General features: G+C 63.9%; 14 protein-coding genes. 6 read left to right on the top strand and 8 right to left on the bottom strand.

What is annotated here, in order from left to right; translation table 11 throughout:
• Window positions 1-37 precede the first annotated feature (37 nt).
• Window positions 38-529 carry a peptide-methionine (R)-S-oxide reductase MsrB gene (msrB, locus tag RCO24_RS15310; protein ID WP_308963331.1) on the bottom strand — a complete coding sequence of 164 codons (492 nt, stop codon included), beginning with the start codon at window positions 527-529 and terminating at the stop codon, window positions 38-40.
• Between the two features lie 157 nt (window positions 530-686).
• Window positions 687-1,400 carry a DNA/RNA nuclease SfsA gene (sfsA, locus tag RCO24_RS15305; RefSeq protein ID WP_308963329.1) on the bottom strand — a complete coding sequence of 238 codons (714 nt, stop codon included), beginning with the start codon at window positions 1,398-1,400 and terminating at the stop codon, window positions 687-689.
• Between the two features lie 116 nt (window positions 1,401-1,516).
• Here sfsA and RCO24_RS15300 point away from each other — a divergent pair, with 116 nt between their 5' ends.
• Together RCO24_RS15300 and RCO24_RS15295 are read left to right on the top strand one after the other, a co-directional pair.
• Window positions 1,517-2,260 (top strand): molybdopterin-binding protein, encoded by a 744-nt coding sequence (locus RCO24_RS15300; RefSeq protein WP_308963328.1) that lies wholly within the window; start codon window positions 1,517-1,519, stop codon window positions 2,258-2,260.
• A 214-nt stretch (window positions 2,261-2,474) separates the two neighbouring features.
• Entirely contained in the window at window positions 2,475-3,647 is a 1,173-nt protein-coding gene (locus RCO24_RS15295; RefSeq protein ID WP_308963327.1) for an RlpA-like double-psi beta-barrel domain-containing protein, read from the top strand.
• Window positions 3,648-3,791: 144 nt separating this feature from the next.
• On the opposite strand, the gene RCO24_RS15290 is transcribed toward RCO24_RS15295, so the two are convergent.
• The 4 genes from RCO24_RS15290 to RCO24_RS15275 form a co-directional block, all read right to left on the bottom strand.
• Complete coding sequence (locus RCO24_RS15290) at window positions 3,792-4,400, bottom strand: hypothetical protein (protein ID WP_308963325.1); 609 nt, start codon at window positions 4,398-4,400, stop codon at window positions 3,792-3,794.
• A 335-nt stretch (window positions 4,401-4,735) separates the two neighbouring features.
• Complete coding sequence (locus tag RCO24_RS15285; RefSeq protein ID WP_308963323.1) at window positions 4,736-5,068, bottom strand: hypothetical protein; 333 nt, start codon at window positions 5,066-5,068, stop codon at window positions 4,736-4,738.
• A gap of 805 nt (window positions 5,069-5,873) precedes the next feature.
• Complete coding sequence (locus RCO24_RS15280; protein WP_308963321.1) at window positions 5,874-6,080, bottom strand: hypothetical protein; 207 nt, start codon at window positions 6,078-6,080, stop codon at window positions 5,874-5,876.
• Window positions 6,081-6,223: 143 nt separating this feature from the next.
• A complete protein-coding gene (locus tag RCO24_RS15275; RefSeq protein WP_308963319.1) occupies window positions 6,224-10,006 on the bottom strand; it encodes a vitamin B12-dependent ribonucleotide reductase in 3,783 nt (1,260 codons plus the stop codon).
• Window positions 10,007-10,619: 613 nt separating this feature from the next.
• Between RCO24_RS15275 and RCO24_RS15270 the strand changes: the two genes are divergently transcribed.
• The 4 genes from RCO24_RS15270 to RCO24_RS15255 all read left to right on the top strand — a co-directional run bounded on the left by RCO24_RS15270 (window position 10,620) and on the right by RCO24_RS15255 (window position 13,877).
• Window positions 10,620-11,027, top strand: coding sequence for an NADH:ubiquinone oxidoreductase subunit NDUFA12 (locus RCO24_RS15270; RefSeq protein WP_308963316.1), 408 nt, complete (start codon window positions 10,620-10,622; stop codon window positions 11,025-11,027).
• A gap of 166 nt (window positions 11,028-11,193) precedes the next feature.
• The gene (locus RCO24_RS15265; protein WP_374990967.1) at window positions 11,194-11,772 is read left to right on the top strand and encodes a DUF2155 domain-containing protein; all 579 of its coding nucleotides are present in this window, start codon (window positions 11,194-11,196) and stop codon (window positions 11,770-11,772) included.
• Between the two features lie 431 nt (window positions 11,773-12,203).
• Window positions 12,204-12,464 carry a hypothetical protein gene (locus tag RCO24_RS15260; protein WP_308963315.1) on the top strand — a complete coding sequence of 87 codons (261 nt, stop codon included), beginning with the start codon at window positions 12,204-12,206 and terminating at the stop codon, window positions 12,462-12,464.
• A 138-nt stretch (window positions 12,465-12,602) separates the two neighbouring features.
• Window positions 12,603-13,877: a diguanylate cyclase gene (locus RCO24_RS15255; RefSeq protein WP_308963314.1), complete on the top strand. Its 1,275-nt coding sequence runs from the start codon at window positions 12,603-12,605 to the stop codon at window positions 13,875-13,877.
• A 35-nt stretch (window positions 13,878-13,912) separates the two neighbouring features.
• Here the strand turns inward: RCO24_RS15255 and hemB are convergent, their stop codons facing one another.
• Both hemB and RCO24_RS15245 read right to left on the bottom strand, forming a co-directional pair.
• Window positions 13,913-14,872 (bottom strand): porphobilinogen synthase, encoded by a 960-nt coding sequence (gene hemB / locus RCO24_RS15250; protein WP_374990971.1) that lies wholly within the window; start codon window positions 14,870-14,872, stop codon window positions 13,913-13,915.
• Between the two features lie 282 nt (window positions 14,873-15,154).
• Entirely contained in the window at window positions 15,155-16,672 is a 1,518-nt protein-coding gene (locus tag RCO24_RS15245; RefSeq protein WP_308963312.1) for an extensin family protein, read from the bottom strand.
• Window positions 16,673-16,754: the final 82 nt, after the last annotated feature.

The following is a 16,754-nucleotide window of genomic DNA, read 5'->3' as shown; positions in this document are numbered from 1 at the left end:
GCGTGCCAGGGCCGACGCAGCTTAAATAACCGTATGGTCAGGGCGTGGGCGCGGGCAGGAATTTCAACGCGACGCCGTTGATGCAGTAGCGTTTGCCGGTGGGGGCGGGGCCGTCGTCGAAGACGTGGCCCAGATGCCCGCCGCAACGGCGGCAGTGGACCTCGGTGCGCACGGAGATGAGCTTGCGGTCGCTCGATGTGCCGAGGGCATTTTCAAGCGGCGCGTAGAAGCTCGGCCAGCCGGTTCCGGAATTAAATTTCGTCGCCGAAGAGAAAAGCGCCTGACTGCAACCGGCGCAGCGGTACTCGCCGGCGAGATAGGTTTTGTCGAGCGGGCTCGAGCCGGGACGCTCGGTGCCGTGATTGCGCAACACGTCGTATTGCTCGGGCGTGAGTTCGCCCCGCCATTCGGCGTCGCTCTTCTGGATCTCGAAGCCCTTCGCGGCGGTATCGGCGAGGCCGCGGCGCGCGGCGATGGACGAGAGCGCGAGCCCGATTGTCGAGAACGCGAGGTTTCTTCTATTCAACATGACGCCCTTGCGCCCGATATCGAGCGCTGCCCTTGATTCTGCGTTTCCATCCGGCGGCGGTTTGCTCCGTCCGCTTCTCGTTGCTCTCTTTTTTTTTGGGTTCCGCTGCTTCGGGAGAGCACCGAGGCCGCGTGCGAGACCCCCACTATGCCTGGGTTCAGGCCTCGAAGGGAACAGGGTTCGTGATGACGATTTCCTCGGGCGTCAACCGGCAGGCGTAGGCGATGGCCTCGACGCCCGCTTCGCGTGCGCGGGCGAAGGCTTCGGCGTAGCGCGGGTCGATATCGCCTGCGAGCGTGAAGTGCTCGGCGTCGGCGCGCTGGATCAGATACAGCATGACGGCACGATGTCCGGCGGCGACCATCGCGCTCAATTCGGCGAGGTGCTTGGCGCCGCGCTCGGTGACGGAATCGGGGAATTCCGCGAGGCCTGTCCGCCGCGACAGGTGGACGTTCTTGATCTCGACATAGGCCAGCCCCTTGGCCGGATCCTCGAGCAGGATGTCGATGCGGCTCGAAAGTCCGTACTTCACCTCGCGGCGGAGGCTCGCATAGCCGGCAACCTCGGTGATGTGGCCCGCGGCGATGGCTTCCGAGACGAGGCGGTTGGGATGATTGGTGTTAATGCCGACGAGCACCGGACCCTGGCCGAGGTCGGCCTCGACCATCTCCCAGGTGTGCGGATACTTGCGGGTGGGGCTCGCGCTTTCCGACAGCCAGACCACGGCGCCGGGCGTCGCGAGGCCCATCATGGAGCCGGTGTTCGGGCACGTCGCGGTGACCTCTTCGCCGCTGTCGAGGATGACATCGGCGAGGAAGCGCTTGTAGCGTTTGACGAGGCGGCCGCGCAGGAGAGGGGTCGGGAATTTCATGGCCGGGCAGCTTTAGGGAGGTTGGTCGCCGCCCGCAAGTCAAACTGGCGCGGGGCGGCCGGCTGGCTGCTATGATGGGGAGGCAAACGACAATCAAGATGAACAGGGAGCGGGCCTTGAGCGGCAGCGACATCATTACCGCCGCGGTGCTTGTGATCGGCGACGAGATCCTTTCGGGCCGGACCAAGGACCAGAATATCGGCACGATTGCAGAGCACCTGACGGACATCGGCATCGCGCTCCGGGAAGTGCGCGTGGTCGGCGACGTGGAGGCCGACATCGTGGCGGCGGTCAACGCGCTGCGGGCCCGCTACACCTATTTGTTCACGACGGGCGGCATCGGCCCGACCCACGACGACATCACGGCCGACAGCATTGGCGCGGCGTTCGGCGTGCCGGTGGAGGTGGACGACCGCGCGGTGGCGCTGATGAAGCCGGCCTACGAAGCGCGCGGCATCGCGCTGACGCCGGCGCGACTTCGCATGGCGCGCGTTCCGGCGGGCGCGGAGCTGATCGTGAATAGTGTCTCAGCGGCTCCGGGGTTCAAAATCGACAACGTGATGGTGCTGGCGGGGGTGCCGGACATTATGAAAGCGATGCTTTTTGCTGCGACACAGCAACTCAGGACCGGGCCGCGCGTGAACTCGGTTTCGATCGTCGTCCGCAGCGCGGAAGGCGAAATCGCCGACCTGTTCGCGGCCCATCAGAAGCGCTTCCCGGACGTGGCGATGGGGAGCTATCCTACTTTTTCGGAAGGTAATTATCGGACCGAGCTGGTGCTGCGCTGCTCCGATTCAGAGCGCCTCGAGGAGGCGCGTGCAGGTCTCTCGCGCCTACTCGCCGAGCGCGAGCTGCTCTAGCGATCTGGTTAACCAATCAGCGTCCAAAATTAACTATGCGGCGACTTTGCCGCTCGCTTGCCATTGTTGCAGCTGCTCTGTTCGCGCCGCGGGAGAGTTAACGGCGGGGGGATGCCCGTCTTTCGCCTCTCCCGAATAGCAACAGCAACGGAGCGAATGAATGCGAACCCTTCTGAGCAAATCTTCGACGTGGGGTGCTCAAAGGGCCAAGCGAGTGGGTTTCAGATCTCTGACACCGGCGATTAGCGCCGGACTTCTCACCGCCGGCCTCTTCACCCTTGGCTTTCCCGGAAACCAGGCCGAAGCCAAGACACCCGGCAAGTCCTACTGTTTCTATGGCAAATGCCATCGCGTGAAGACGATCGCCGAGACCGAAGCGTTGATCGGCAAGGACGAGGCGCTTTCCGCCTCTCACTACGACTCCTGCAAGCGCGACCGCTACAACCCGTGTGGCCTGACCTCCTCGGGGGAAGTGTTCGATTCCGAATCTCCCAACAATGCCGCCAGCCCGATCTATCCGGACGGCACGACACTTCTGGTCTGGGCGCCGGCGACGCGTGCGTCGCTCGTGATCCGCGTCAACAACGCGGGCCCCTACTGGGGTGACAGGAAGCTCGACGTTTCGCGCAAGGCTGCCGAGGTCCTCGGATTTGCCGGCCAGGGCGTCGCCAAGCTGATGGTGCGCGTAATCGATGCGCCGACCTCCGCAGAGGCGACCTACAAGCGGAACCGCAAGTACGATCCGGTGCCCGGCTATATCGGTCAGTTCGCGAGCCTCGACGAGGCGCAGAGCGGGGCGGCAACCGCCTATATGATGGCCGGTCTCACGTCGCCGTTCCCGGCGGATGCGGTGCTCGGCGCCGGAAATCCGACCCAGGTGGCGGGTTCCACCGGCACGCAGAGCGGCGCTGCGCCTGAGGCGCCTGTGGTGCTCGCTGCCGCTACGGCTCGTCCGGCCGAGTTGACGGCCACGGTCGCGTCTCCGGTCGCGGCCAAGCCGGTTCAGGTCGCGGCCGTAGTGCTTGCGAAGGACGAGACTTCGGATGCGCCGAAGCCTCAGCACGCCGCTCCGGTCAAGGTGGCGGCTGCGGAGACGGTTCGCGCGCGTAGCCGTGCCGAACGGTCGGCGCCTGCCAACTCGCGCTCGTATCGGCAGGCCGCCCGCAAGACGCGGGAAAAGGCTCATAGCGCTCCGGTCGCCGTTGCGGCGGTCGCTGATCGCGAGCCCAAGGGCAAGCGTATCGTGACCCAGGACGGCACCAACGACATGTCGGTTTTCGCGCGCCAGACGCATGCGGGAATCGATCGGATCGCATCCGCGGAGCCGATGCGCCGGCGGGCCTATTCGAGCCTTGCGCGTCCTGTGCGTGACGGCAACGACGGCTGATCGCCGCTCGTGAGCCACTAGATGAGAACGATGATCCACGTTTCGGACTGATAAGGTCCGAAACGATCACGGTCTAGAATAGAAAAGGGCCGCTCCTTGATATGGGAGCGGCCCTTTTCTTTCGTGCTTTTCGTGACGTCTCGATCAGACGACCGCGCCGGTGGTGACAGCGTGGGGTGCTGCCGGCTTGCTCCGTTGCGGATGATCGTAGAGCTCGTAGTGGGTTTCGAGCGTGTCGAGGAACATGGCGACGAGATCGAGCAATGCGCCGAGGTTCATGCGGCCCGCGACGAGAAACTGCTCGGTTACGGTCAGGCTCGCGGCTTCGAGCGGGGCGGCTGCGTCCTCGGCGAGAAGCCCGCGCGAGCGCAGGTAAGCCGTGATGCCGTCGCCGGTGTCGAAGGCAACCGCGGTTTCGTCGGTCAGCTCGTTGGCCGCTTCGGCGACAGGCGCGGTGCCGCTCGTGTAGAGGCGCGAGACGAGCTTGAACTCGCTCTCGGTCTTGACCAGTTCCTGCGCGGTTTCGCGCGATTTCAGGATGCGGGCGAGCAGCACCATTTCGAGCGAGCGCGCGGTGTCGACGGCTTCGCGCTCGTCGCGGCGCTGCTGCGTCAGCCCGTCGGCCGAGCGCGCGTCTCCCGCGTTCCAGCTCAGCGTAGATTTCAGAAGATCCTCACCTGCGGCGAGTGCGGAATCGAGGTGATCGGCGAGCAGATAGACGAGGGCGGGGGCCGCGAGGCCGGCGGACGACATGCAGAAACTCCGTATCGCTTACGGCGGCCTTCGCTTTGTTGAAGCTCGGGTGTGCCGGTATCGTGTTGTGATGCCCAGGAAGAGCGGCTGCTACAGCCGATCCAGAAACATCCGGTCAGGTTGGCCTCTGGGGCCCGTGTTCAACGCGATACTTGCGATACGCAACGCAGTCGTAAGCTGTGGTTCGGTACAGGGACCACGGGTTGGCGCTTAGCGCCTTTCCGTAGTTGAATTCACAGACTTGCTAGACCGCCTCCGATAATGCCGTGATTCGGGGGTGGTTACTCAAAGTGTTAACATTTCCTTTAGATCAATCGTTGTGACGCTGATCTCGATCAGGGTTTCGGCAGCAGCGAAAGGAGCCTCACCAAGGTGCGGTGCATGTCCGGCTCGCTGCTCGCGAGATACTGGCCAAGGGTGGAAGTTTCCGCCGCGTGCCACCGGGCCTCGTGTGAGGAATGGCGTGCGATGGCTAGGAGGCTTGCCAGCAGCGCGTCGTCCGAGAACTGGCGCTTGATGGCGAGACGTTGGCGGATGCGGGGAGCGAGACGGGTGAGCGTGTGGATGAGGATGGTCTCGTCCGACTGCTCGTGAGGGATTGTGGCGCGCTTCTTTCCTGCGTCTCTGCCGGACGTGATCCGTGCGAGCTTCGGAATGTAGCTGCTCACGCTCTCCCTCGTTCGTTTCTCGCCTTTTGTGCTTCTGCGGCTTCTCCTTCGAAGTCTACACCAGGAACAATCGCGTGCGTTGCGTTTCAGCAAACCGGTTACCGGAGACGGTGCGACGGTGTGCTGCAAAGCATTGGCGGTCGCGCGGCCTCGAGAGGGGCTTGAACAGGCCGTCTCCCTTGGCGTCTCGCGCACGCCGTTGGCCATATTGCGCTTTTCCGAACCGATGTCTGTTGCACGCTTGCCCGATCCACACCTCCGGCGTGCGGCGGGTTGTGAATTGTGTGGGGAAGCAGGTGGGCTTTGTGCTGCCAAATTTGAACCGGGCGCATCGCGATGGGGCGATTAAGCGGATGTTTATCTGTCAACCGCAACGTTCTGAGTTCTTATTGGTATGAGACATTCTATGCCGGTTTTGCTCGCTGCCCTCGCCTTTCCATTGGCATTCGTTATTTTGTGCATGGGGCAGGGGGCGAACCCGTCTTTAGCCCTTGGGTTGGCAGTGCCGTACTCGTTCACCTTTGGGCTTGGAGTTATTGCGTTACTGCTCGTGGCTCATCGTCTTGCTGTGCCAGACAGGCCGCTCACGCCTCGTAAACTTGCTCGGTTTGGCCTGTGGTTCATGGGCCTTTCTGCGCTTGCCGTGGCTTCGCTCTTCGTTGTTTCGTTTGTGATGTCGGATGATCTGGCACGCGCTTCGGAAGCACTCGGTGGGGCGTTTCTGCTAGTTGGGCTGCCCGCGCTAGCGACGTGGTGCGCTTACGCAGCCGGTTTGTACCTGCTGGGACGTCAGCGCTAGCCGGCCTTAGCCTTGCCGTAGCCATTGGGCGAAGGGGGCGAGGGGTGTGCGCGGCGAGGGAGATGCCCGCATGATCGCGATCTCGGCTTCGTCGCGGCTCGCATAGAAGCCCACGGGATCGTATCCGATCTTGTCGCCGCTCACCGTCGCGAGGCGGGCGACACACCAGGTGCCGTTGGGCAGTTCAAGAAGCTCGAAGGGGTCTGCGTGCATCAAAAGCGTGCCTCTCAGCTTGCTGTTGTGATCTCCGTTTCGCTCCCGGTGACGCGACGCCGTTTCTTGTTGTCGAACTCTCAGACGAAAAAGGGTGGGCAAACGAAAAAGGGCGGGACCTTTCGGACCCGCCCTCGAACTTCTTAGCTGCATCCGCTCGTCGAGCCGCAGGTGTCGCACTTCAGGCAGGTTCCGTTTCGAACCATCGTGAAGTTCTGGCACTCGGAGCACGAGACGCCCTCGTATCCGCGGAGGCGGGCTTCGGCGACGCGATCTTTCGATCGGCTCTTGGTCGCCACGACCTGCGTTTCCGAAACCGTCGTGCGGCGGAACATGACTTCCGTGTCGGTCTTGAGCGCGGTTGCGCCCTCGCTGGCGTAGAGTGCGGTCGCACCCTCGGCGACCGGATAAGCGGCCGTGAGGTCGCGCCGCAGCGACGACAGGCTGTGCGAGGGATCGCTGTCGGGGTGATGGCCGCGCCCACCTGAAGCAAGCCGCAGGTTGCCGCGCATGAAGCCCTTCGACACCACCTTCGTCACGCTCTCCGGCAGATCGAGATCGAGCTGCTCGTCGGTCTCCTCGTCGGACGAGCCGAGGCCGGTTTCGCCGACGATTTCGCGCGGATCGACGTGAGCGAGGTCGTTGCGGCCGAGGTAGGAGACCGCAAGCTCGCGGAAGATGTAGTCGAGGATCGAGGTCGCGTTCTTGATGGTCTCGTTGCCCTGCACGAGGCCCGCCGGCTCGAAGCGCGTGAAGGTGAAGGCCTCCACGTACTCTTCCAGCGGCACGCCGTACTGAAGGCCGAGCGAGATGGCGATGGCGAAGTTGTTCATCAACGAGCGGAAGGCGGCGCCTTCCTTGTGCATGTCGATGAAGATCTCGCCCAGTGCGCCGTCGTCGTACTCGCCGGTGCGCAGGTACACCTTATGGCCGCCGACGGAGGCCTTCTGGGTGTAGCCCTTGCGCCGGCCCGGCATCTTGGCGCGCTCACGGATGTCGCTGCGCTCGGAGGCGATCTTTAGCTCGCGCTCGAGCTCGGCAACGCGGGTCGCGAGCTTTTCAGCCGCAGCCAGGACGCGCTGCACCTGCGGCCTGTCGGCCGTCAGCTGCTCGACTGCTTCGTCCTGGTCGTCGACGTCGTCACCCAAAACCTGCGCGTTGAGCGGCTGCGAGAGCTTGGAGCCGTCGCGGTAGAGCGCGTTGGCCTTGAGGGCCAGGCGCCACGACAGCTTGTAGCTTTCCTTGCAGTCGTCGACCGTCGCCTCGTTCGGCATGTTAATGGTCTTGGAGATCGCACCCGAGATGAAGGGCTGCGCCGCCGCCATCATGTAGATGTGGCTGTCGACCGAGAGGTAACGCTTGCCCTTGCGGCCGCACGGGGAGGCGCAATCGAACACCGAAAGGTGCTCGGCCTTCATGTGGGGCGCGCCTTCGAGCGTCATGGCTCCGCAGACGTGCTCGTTGGCCGCTTCGATATCCTTCTTCGAGAAGCCGAGGTGGGCGAGCAGATCGAAGCCCGCTTCGTCGAGCTTCTCGGCCGGAACCTTGAGAGTGCCGGTCAGGAAGTCGTCGCCGAGCGTCCAGCGGTTGAAGACGAACTTGATATCGAACGCGGTGCCGAGGCCCGCTTCGATCTTCTGGATCGCTTCAGGCGTGAAGCCGCGTGCGGCGAGCGAGCCGTGGTTGACGGCCGGTGCCTGGGCGAGCGTGCCGTGACCGACGGCATAGGCCGTGATCTCGGCGATCTCGCTTTCGCGATAGCCGAGGGTGCGGAGCGCTTCCGGAACCGCGCGGTTGATGATCTTGAAGTAGCCGCCACCGGCCAGCTTCTTGAACTTCACGAGCGCGAAGTCCGGCTCGATGCCCGTCGTGTCGCAGTCCATGACGAGGCCGATCGTGCCGGTCGGCGCGATGACGGTCGACTGGGCGTTACGATAGCCGTGGCGCTGACCGAGCTGGAGCGCCTGGTCCCAAGCGTTCTGGGCCGCGGTGATCAGGCGCTCGTCCGGGCAGTTCGCGGCATCGAGCGGTACGGGGTCGATCGAGAGCTTCTCGTAGCCTTCGCTGTGGCCGTAGGCAGCGCGACGATGGTTGCGCATGACGCGCAACATATCGGCGCGGTTCGGCTCATAGCCCGGGAACGGGCCAAGCTCGCCCGCCATCTCCGCCGAGGTGGCGTAGGAGATGCCGGTCATCAGCGCGGAGATGGCGCCGCAAAGCGCGCGGCCCTTCGCCGAGTCGTAGGAGATGCCGGAGGCCATCAGCAGGCCGCCGATGTTGGCGAAGCCGAGGCCGAGCGTGCGGTAGCGATAGGAGAGCTCTGCAATCTGGCGCGACGGGAACTGAGCCATCAGCACCGAGATTTCAAGCACGATGGTCCAGAGACGGCAGGCGTGCTCGTAGGAATCGGTGTCGAAGCTCTTGTCGGCCCGGCGGAACGTCAGCAGGTTCAGCGAGGCGAGGTTGCAGGCCGTGTCGTCGAGGAACATGTACTCCGAGCACGGGTTCGACGCGCGGATCGGTCCCGACTGCGGGCAGGTGTGCCAGTCGTTGATGGTGGTGTGGAACTGGATGCCCGGATCGGCGGAGGCCCAAGCGGCATGGCCGATCTGCTCCCAGAGATCGCGGGCGCCGACGGTCTTGACCGTCTTGCCGTTGAGGCGCGAGGTCAGGTTCCAGGTGCCGTCGTTCTCGACAGCGCGCAGGAAGTCGTCGGTGACGCGCACCGAGTTGTTCGAGTTCTGGCCCGAGACGGTGAGGTAAGCCTCGCTGTCCCAGTCGGTGTTGTAAGTGTCGAACTCGATGTCCTTATAGCCCTGGCGCGCGAACTGGATGATGCGCATCACGTAGTTCATCGGCACGTCGTCGCGACGCGCTTCCTTGATGGCGCGCTTCAAGGCCGGGTTCTTGGCGGCATCGAAGCAGGCGTCGCCGTCGGCGTCGCAGTTGACGCAAGCCTTCATCACGGCCTTCAGCCGCTTCTGGCAGATGCGCGAGCCGGTGACGAGCGCCGCGACCTTCTGCTCTTCGCGCACCTTCCAGCCGATGTACTCCTCGATATCCGGATGATCGACATCGACGACGACCATCTTGGCGGCGCGGCGGGTGGTGCCGCCCGACTTGATGGCGCCGGCTGCGCGATCGCCGATCTTGAGGAAGCTCATGAGGCCGGACGAGCGTCCGCCGCCGGAAAGCTTCTCGTTGACGCCGCGCAGGCTCGAGAAGTTGGAGCCGGTGCCGGAGCCATACTTGAATAGGCGCGCTTCACGAACCCAGAGGTCCATGATGCCGTTCTCGTTGACGAGATCGTCGTTGACCGACTGGATGAAGCAGGCGTGCGGCTGGGGATGCTCGTAGGAGGAGGCCGAGACCGTGAGCTCGCCGGTCTGGTAGTCGACATAGAAGTGGCCCTGGCCGGGGCCGTCGATGCCGTAGGCCCAGTGCAGGCCGGTGTTGAACCACTGCGGGGAATTCGGAGCGCCCATCTGCTTTGCGAGCATGTAGCGGTGCTCGTCGTAGAATGCGCGGGCGTCGTCCTCGGTCGTGAAGTAGCCGCCCTTCCAGCCCCAATAGGTCCAGGTGCCGGCGAGGCGATCGAAAACCTGGCGGGCGTCGCTTTCACCGCCGAAGCGCTCCTTCTCGGGAAGCGCGGAAAGGGCCCGATCGTCGGCGACGGAGCGCCACAGCCACGAGGGAACCTGCGTTTCCTCGGCCTTTTTCAGGCGGCGCGGCACGCCGGCCTTGCGGAAATACTTCTGGGCGAGAATGTCGGCTGCGACCTGGCTCCAGTCCTCCGGAACCTCGAAGCCTTCGAGCCGGAACACGACGGAGCCGTCGGGGTTCTTGATCTCGGAAGTTGCGCGGCGGAATTCGATCGTCTCGTACGGAGACTTGCCAGCAGTCGTGAAGCGCCGCGTAATCTTCATCTTTCCCTCGTGCAGTTTCGATGTTCGGACGTGCGGCGCAACGAGGTACAGGATGGCGACGCGATTGTTGTAGTCTGGACACACCTCATCTGTGGACCGCCAAGGTTTTTGACGTTCCCGGACAGCTCTCGGCGCTGTCGTAGACGCAGGCGCTACTATGTTTGGTGAGCACTTCTGAAGCTCGCCACCAGCTTCCTCAGCATTCCCCCTCAGGCAGGGCGGCGATGGGTCAAAGCTAGCGTGATTCGAGTCAGGGCGAAATAGTGGCGCCCTAGATTTCGTGGGTCGCAGAGGCAACTGACGCTAGATCTAGTGGTGTTGGTAAGTTGGGGGTATTGCCGAGTGAAACGCCCGTGAAACCGGGCCTGGACGCGAGTGCCGCAAAATGAGGCGTGTGCATAAGCCCGAAAAACGGGCACTCGCCGAGACTGGTCAAACGATAATCCGATTCCGTTTCGGTCGGTACGGCGCTGGCTGTTGCAATTTCGTCTCACAATAAATGAACGGGCGATACTTGCGCGGAGGCAAGCGACAAGCTTCGGGCGAATGCACACTGGCGCTCGGACTGGCGACGCGTTAATCCGAAGATGAAGCGGTGCGGAGGCGATTTGGTATGGGGATTTTCAGCGAGATCTTCAGCTGGTGGGGCGGAAATACCTGGGGCACGCGACTGACGATAGCCCGGCAGGGCCGGTTCGTCGGCAGCGACTCGTTCGGCAACCGCTACTATGAGCAGCTCAAGGGCGTAGGCCCCGAAGGGCCGCTCGGTCGTCTGCGGCGCTGGGTGACCTACACCAAGCTCGCCGATCCCTCGAAGGTGCCGCCCGAGTGGCACGGCTGGTTGCACTATACCGTCGATACGCCGCCGACCGAGGAGCGGTATGTTGCGAAGCCGTGGCAAAAGCCGCACGTGCCCAACATGACCGGGACGCCGCAGGCCTACCGGCCGGCCGGCTCGATTCTCGCTGCCGGGCAGCGGCCCAAGGCGACCGGTGACTACAAGCCCTGGCGCCCGGACTGACGCAGGCGCGTGGTTGGAGCGGCGATCGGCGGCCTTTTCGGCGCCATCGTTGCCGCGCAGAAGGGAGCCCGATGGGCCGGTCGTGCTTTCCGACACGCTCGCCGGTGTGCGCCCGCTCTAGAGCGAGGCGAGTTCAAGAGCAACGTTGCAGGATTTTCGCGTGTCCATGAGCGGGTTTCGGCCAGACCAGAGCGTGAGCAAGACCCGGGTTGTCCGTGCGTCGCTGACGGCGATCGCGTTGACCGGGGCTGTGCTGGCGGGCGGCCTGATGCTCGGGCCGGCGAACGGTCTTGCCGACACCAAGCTCGACAACCGAGTCGCGGTGTTTTCCGCGCTCGACAAGGTGACGGCGACGATCAAGACACTCGAAGTGCCGATCGGTGAAACGGTGGAGTTCGGCGCGCTCAAGGTGACGCCACGCGTCTGTTTCTCGCGTCCGCCGACCGAGCAGCCGAAAACGACCTCGTTCGTCGAGGTCGACGAAGTGCAGCTCGACGGCAATCAGAAGCGGATCTTCACCGGGTGGATGTTCGCGCAAAGCCCGGGGCTCAATGCCGTCGAACATCCGGTGTTCGACGTTTGGCTGACGGATTGCCAGAAGCCGCGCAACGCCGTCGCGCAGCAGGCGCCTCCTACGGCGGGTGATCCGGATGCTGCCGCGGCCGCGGAAGGCGGATGGTCCACAGAGCCGTCGTACGATGGCGAAGAGCCCGCCGAGCAGCAGCGCCGCCGCGTAAGGCGCTGACGACATCCCAAGCATGATCCTGCCGCGCCTTGGGAGGTCGTGAGCTGAAGAGGTTCACGGACCTTGGTCGCTTTCCAGAGGCCCACGATTTCACGCTTTAGCTGATAAGATCTGCAGCGACAGCCGTGTGAACTGCGCGTTTGATAATCATCGTGTGTCGATGATGACTCACACGTCGTGTGAAGTGCGCCCGCCGCGCGCCCCGGCGTTGGTTTGGGCTATCGCGAATCTCTGTCCTTCGTCATCATTTGTGCAACTGAATTCGCATCGAGCGTGAGGCGATCGGCCTGTTGTTCCTGATGGAACGGCGGTTCGTCGCGTGAGGCGTTAGCCTTTCTCGACACGGCTCGCTCGTATTGGCACTTGGTATTGTCGTGCTTCAGAACGGATGTGGTTCGTTCCGGATGCGCGCTGGTCATTGGAGCACCCCCATGACGGATACTCGCTCGATCGCTTTCGACGCGACGTTCATGATCCTCTACATCGGCTTTGCAGCGGCGATGGCCGTGCTTTCGCTGGTGCTGCTCGTGCTGTTTGCTCTCGATATCGAGTTCGCGCCCCACCAAGCCTGGGCCGCGCTGTTCAATCTCGCCGGTTGGGCGGCGCTGCCGTTCGCGCCGCGCCTCTACCGCCGCCTGCTGGGGCAGCCGTTCTCCTGGCGCGCCAATCGCGCCCTGGGCGGCGACTTCTGAGGGGCTTATCCCGCGGCGAGACACGTTGCTAAGCAGTTCTTTACTCTGACGTTTAACTCTGAAAGCTGGGCGTGCGCCGGAAAAGGCCTCGTTCAGCAATTCATGGAAAGGGTTGTCCTTCCGAGGGAGGGGCCGCCCGTGACCACTGCATCTCAGCAGCAAAAGCCGATCGATGCCTTGGCGCGCGCCGAGGCGGAGCTGGATCGGTTTTGGTCCAAGCTTCGGTTCGATCCGGCTCTCGAGCAGCGCTACGAGGCCTATTCATCGGAGCGCAGAAATCGGACGCTTCGGTTCTGGCTCGTGTTCGGGCTGTTGCTCCGTCTGCTCGGTCTTTCGACCGAGTTCGCCATCGGCGGAGACATGACGGCCTACGGTCTCGCGTTTCGGGTTGGCGTGCTGGTGCCCGTCGTTCTCGTCTCGCTCTGGTTTCTCTCGCCGCGGTATTCTCTTGCGACCCAAGGCGTCGCGGCGACCGCAGCGCCGTTCCTGTGCGTGGTCGGGCTTTGTTTTCTCGGCTCGGTCGCTCCCGCTCCGGACGAGGTTCGCTATTTCTTTCTCGCCGGCGTGAATCTGATCGCGATCAATCTCGTGATGCCGCTCCGGTTCCAGCATGCTGCCGCTTACACGGTCGTATCGGTCGCTGCCTATCTGTTCATGGCTTTCTCGGGCTATGCGGGTGTCGATCCTTTGCAGGTCATCGACATCGTGTTCCTGTATTCGGCCGCGTCCGTCGCCAGCTTGATCGTTTCCTATCGAAGCGGCATCGTCGATCGCCGCGCGTTTCTCGCTAGCGAAAAGATCAACGCGCAAGCGGCCGCCCTTGCTCATGCCAACGAGGAGCTGCAACGATTGCTCGAACTCGATGCTCTGACCGGGGTCTACAATCGCCGCTATCTCGATCAATCCTTGAAGACGCACGGTGAGGCCGTGGCCTCGGATCGCGTGCGTCTCGGCGTGATCATGGTCGATGTCGACCATTTCAAAATCTACAACGATAGGCTCGGGCACCGGGCGGGCGACAACTGCTTGCGCGATGTCGCTCGCGCTATCGTCGCGAACGTGCGTGCGGGAGTCGATGTCGTGACGCGATATGGCGGCGAGGAATTCGCAGTGCTCGTTCCGGGGCTTTCGCTCGACGACACCCAAGCGCTCGGCGAGAGAATCCGGGCGGCAATCGAGACGATGGAAATCCCCCATCCGCACGCGGGGCATGCCATTGTCACGGTCAGCGTCGGTGTTGCGGCGGGTATGCCCGAGACCGCTGAGATGATGGACGGGCTTCTCAACGAGGCCGACGTTGCGCTTTACCGCTCGAAACGTCTGGGCCGCAACCGCGTCACGCGCGCCAACGCGCCCGAGAGCGTGGGCGCGGAAGGGGATGAGCTGCCGCATGCCGCCAAAACCGCGGCCTGAGCCAAACTTGCGAAGGCGGCGGCAACCGCTCCCGGTCAGCCGAGCAGCTTGGCGACGCGCGGGGCGAAGTAGGTGAAGACGCCGGATGCGCCGGCGCGCTTGAAGGCCATTAAGCTTTCAAGGATGGCCTTTTCCTCATCGAGGTAGCCTTTCTCGGCGGCGGCCATGATCATCGCGTATTCGCCCGAGACCTGGTAGGCGAAGGTCGGCACCTTGAAGGTTTCCGAAACGCACCGGACGATGTCGAGATAGGGCATCCCCGGCTTCACCATCACGAGGTCGGCTCCTTCGGCGAGATCGAGCGCAACCTCTCGGATCGCCTCTTCGCTGTTCGCTGCATCCATCTGATAGGTGCGCTTGTCACCTTTGAGGAGCCCGCCGGAGCCCACGGCGTCGCGGAAGGGGCCGTAAAACGCGCTCGCGTATTTGGCGGCATACGACATGATCAGCGTGTTGGTGCGGCCGTTGTGTTCGAGCGCATGGCGGATGGCGCCGATGCGTCCGTCCATCATGTCGGAGGGCGCAAGCACGTCGGCGCCGGCTTCCGCCTGCACCAGGGATTGGCGCACCAGCATGGCGACGGTTTCGTCGTTGACGATTTCGCCCTCGACCAGGAGGCCGTCGTGGCCGTGGCTGGTGTAGGGGTCGAGCGCGACGTCGAGGATGATGCCGATATCGACCCCGGCCTTCTTCACGGCGCGGGTGGCGCGGCAGACGAGATTGTCGGGGTTCACCGCTTCGCGCGCGTCGTCGGTGCGCAGTTTCTTGTCGGTGTTCGGGAAGAGCGCGATGGCGGGAATGCCGAGCTTCTCGGCTTCGCGCGCGGCTTCGACGATGAGGTCGACTGAAAGGCGTTCGACGCCCGGCATCGAGGCGACGGCCTCGCGGGTGTTGGTGCCTTCGATGACGAACAGGGGCCAGACGAGATCGGCCGGCGTCAGCGTGTTTTCGGCAACGAGGCGGCGCGACCAGGAGGTGGCGCGCGTGCGGCGCATGCGGACATTCGGGAAGCTTCCGGCTGCCGAAGGCGCGGTGTCTCCGGAGAGGCGGGTGTCGGCGAGCTTGGGCGAGATCTTCGGCGCGGTCACGGGGGAGCCTCGGGTATTCGTTCAGCCGGCGGAGGCCGGTTTTTCAAGCGATTGGCGGGACAATCCCGCCTCCAGCGCTCGCGCGCAAGTGCTATGAGGGCAGCGGGCAGCCGGCAACGGGCAGGTGGTAAACGAAGCCGCACACATGCGATCGGCGCAGGCGGTTGCGGCGGGCTGGTCCGAGCGAGCTCAATCGCAGATTTTGCGAACCTTCCGTTCGGCCATATCAACGTGGAAGTGGTTGCGGTGGGCCTCGTTGGCCTCGGGGCCGAGGGTGGTTCCGAAGATCTGACAGGCGGCCGCGTGAGCCTCGTGCAGGAACCGGCTGGTCGGCGTTTTGGGCGCTGGTGCAACGGCGGGCTGATCCGCGGTCGGCGGCGGCAGCGCCGCGACGGTTTCGGGGTCCGTCTTGCCCTTCTTGGAGGTGTCTTTCTTGGCGGCTTGCTTCTTACTGCTGTCCTTCTTGCCGTCGTCGCTCTTTAGCTCGACCTTGCTCGCGGGGGCGTCCTTGTCTTTCGGGCCGCCGAGGCGGGTTGGCGCCAAGCCAAAGCCGTCCTTCTGCATGTAGGCCGGCAACGCGAGATCGTTCTGCTCTTTCGGTAGGCCTTCGGCGAGCGTTCTTCTCGGCAGCTTGTCGACGGTGGCCGGCGGATTGGCGGCGGCAGCGGCCGCCTGGGCGCGTTCGGCATTGGCTTTTTCGGCGGCAACCTTCACGGCTTCCGCCTTCGCCGCTGCGGCCTTGGCGGCGGCGATCTGCTTTACGACATCGCGCTTGGTCTCGCCCCAGCCGCTCAGCACGACGGCTTGTGCGCCTTTGCGCGTGGTGAAACCGCGGATGTCGAGGGCGTTGGCCTTGCCATGCTCGGAGAGCTTGTTGCCGACGCGGCCGTAGGCCATGCGGCAGGAATAGTCGCTCATCGATTCCATCTGGATGACTTCCGAGCCTAGATGGCGGCGGGCGAGGGGCTGAACGTCCTGCTTCACCCACTTGGTGAGCGCGACGACGAGGTCGCAGGTCACGACCGCCGGCGGCGACAGCGAGACTTCCGGATTTTTGCCGATGGAGATCAAACGAACCGGCGCCAGAGTTCCGCAATCTCCCTTGCGAAACGGAGCTTCCGGGACGGTGACGGCTTCCACGCCCTTCAGGAGCTGGGTGCAACGGGCGCGAGCCAGCTCGACATCGACTGCCGGCCACTCGTCGGCGATTGCGGGCTTTTTGGGATCGGCCAGCTTGCCGTCGGCGGCCTTAGCGGCCGGATCATCCTTGCCGTCCGGCTGTTTCGCTTCGGCTTTGTCCTTGGCTGCATCCTTTCCTGTGGTCGCCGTGCTCGGAGGCGCAGCGGGCTGGGCAGACTGCTTGGACTTAGTGTCCTTGGAGGGCTTTTCGGGAGCGGCTGCGTTTTTCTCGCCTGCGCCGGTCGCGCCGGCCTGGGTGGCGCTTTTCGCGTCTGCGTCCGGCTTCGATTTTTTGGTGCTTTTGGTTTTGCCGTCTGAGGCGAGGGCCTTCTTGGCGGCGGCGGTTGCTTTGTCGGTCGCCGTTTTCGCGTCGATGACGACGGTCTCGAAGGCGTTCGTCACGGTTTCGGAAATCGAGCGATCTGCGGCGCGGACGTCAGCTGCCTCCAGGAGCGACACCGATGCGAGGGTCGCGACGCCGAGGCCGGCCATTCCGAAAATCGCAACGGCGGATTGAAACCGCTTCATGGGCGCGTCCTTACGGCTCTCGGATTGCCTGCCGGGCAGCAAACACCCGCGGGCCATTCAGGAAACTTGTGAGGAAACTTGC

This window comes from Hyphomicrobium sp. LHD-15, assembly GCF_031157355.1.
GTDB lineage: Bacteria > Pseudomonadota > Alphaproteobacteria > Rhizobiales > Hyphomicrobiaceae > Hyphomicrobium_C.
The sequence above is the reverse complement of the archived record's forward strand: the minus strand, read 5'-3'. Positions and strand labels throughout refer to the sequence as shown.

Excerpts from the sequence above, each read along its gene's own strand:
- msrB (WP_308963331.1), bottom strand. The coding sequence starts at position 529 with ATGTTGAATAGAAGAAACCTCGCGTTCTCGACAATCGGGCTCGCGCTC.
- sfsA (WP_308963329.1), bottom strand. The coding sequence starts at position 1,400 with ATGAAATTCCCGACCCCTCTCCTGCGCGGCCGCCTCGTCAAACGCTAC.
- RCO24_RS15290 (WP_308963325.1), bottom strand. The coding sequence starts at position 4,400 with ATGTCGTCCGCCGGCCTCGCGGCCCCCGCCCTCGTCTATCTGCTCGCC.
- RCO24_RS15280 (WP_308963321.1), bottom strand. The coding sequence starts at position 6,080 with ATGCACGCAGACCCCTTCGAGCTTCTTGAACTGCCCAACGGCACCTGG.
- RCO24_RS15275 (WP_308963319.1), bottom strand. The coding sequence starts at position 10,006 with ATGAAGATTACGCGGCGCTTCACGACTGCTGGCAAGTCTCCGTACGAG.
- RCO24_RS15270 (WP_308963316.1), top strand. The coding sequence starts at position 10,620 with ATGGGGATTTTCAGCGAGATCTTCAGCTGGTGGGGCGGAAATACCTGG.
- RCO24_RS15265 (WP_374990967.1), top strand. The coding sequence starts at position 11,194 with ATGAGCGGGTTTCGGCCAGACCAGAGCGTGAGCAAGACCCGGGTTGTC.
- RCO24_RS15260 (WP_308963315.1), top strand. The coding sequence starts at position 12,204 with ATGACGGATACTCGCTCGATCGCTTTCGACGCGACGTTCATGATCCTC.
- hemB (WP_374990971.1), bottom strand. The coding sequence starts at position 14,872 with ATGCGCCGCACGCGCGCCACCTCCTGGTCGCGCCGCCTCGTTGCCGAA.
- RCO24_RS15245 (WP_308963312.1), bottom strand. The coding sequence starts at position 16,672 with ATGAAGCGGTTTCAATCCGCCGTTGCGATTTTCGGAATGGCCGGCCTC.